Below are 645 nucleotides of genomic sequence, written 5' to 3' on the forward strand. Positions count from 1 at the left end.
CTTTTTTTCCAAAACCAATCAAACGTAGAATAGCCATTTGAACATAGTCCAAACCGTAGCGAAATAAACTTACTGAAAGTCGTCCATGCTTCTTTATTTTTATCGCTTTTTTTCGATCATGTTGCCATTCACCTGTTAAATAGCACCAACAGAAACCGATAGCTAGCACTGCTATCAATTTCTTGACTCGTCTAGGGTCTGTTAAACGAGTATTTTCAAGATTGAATCCACGTCCTTTGAGACAACTAAATAACGTTTCGATTTCCCAGCGTAATGCATAATCACGAATAGCAGAAGCATTAAACATAGGAGAAACAACAAGTAAAAGTTCTCCATCTTCTAATCGTAGCGCACTAATATACAGTTTCACTCGACCAACCCAAATACGTCGTTTACGACATTCAGTTTGACCAACTTGAAGATGACGAAATAAATCACTAATTTTATGATTCTTGGCTAAGTGATTGGTCACAATAAAGTTTTTTTAACACGTATACAGAAGTTAATGTCATTTTCAATTAACCATGTAAACCATTTCTCACCGATAAATTCTCTGTCTGCGAACACATTCACAATACGGTCTTTACCAAAAATGGAGATAAAGCGTTGAATCAAAGCAATACGCTCTTTTGTATCTGAATTTCC

The 645-nt window shown here is 35.7% G+C and carries 1 pseudogene; it reads right to left on the reverse strand.

The window, feature by feature from the left end:
* Window positions 1–645, reverse strand: a pseudogene (locus tag Aba26S_RS21020) (IS4-like element ISAba33 family transposase); the annotation flags it as partial.

The organism is Acinetobacter sp. NBRC 110496 (assembly GCF_000876115.1).
In the GTDB taxonomy this organism is placed as follows: domain Bacteria; phylum Pseudomonadota; class Gammaproteobacteria; order Pseudomonadales; family Moraxellaceae; genus Acinetobacter.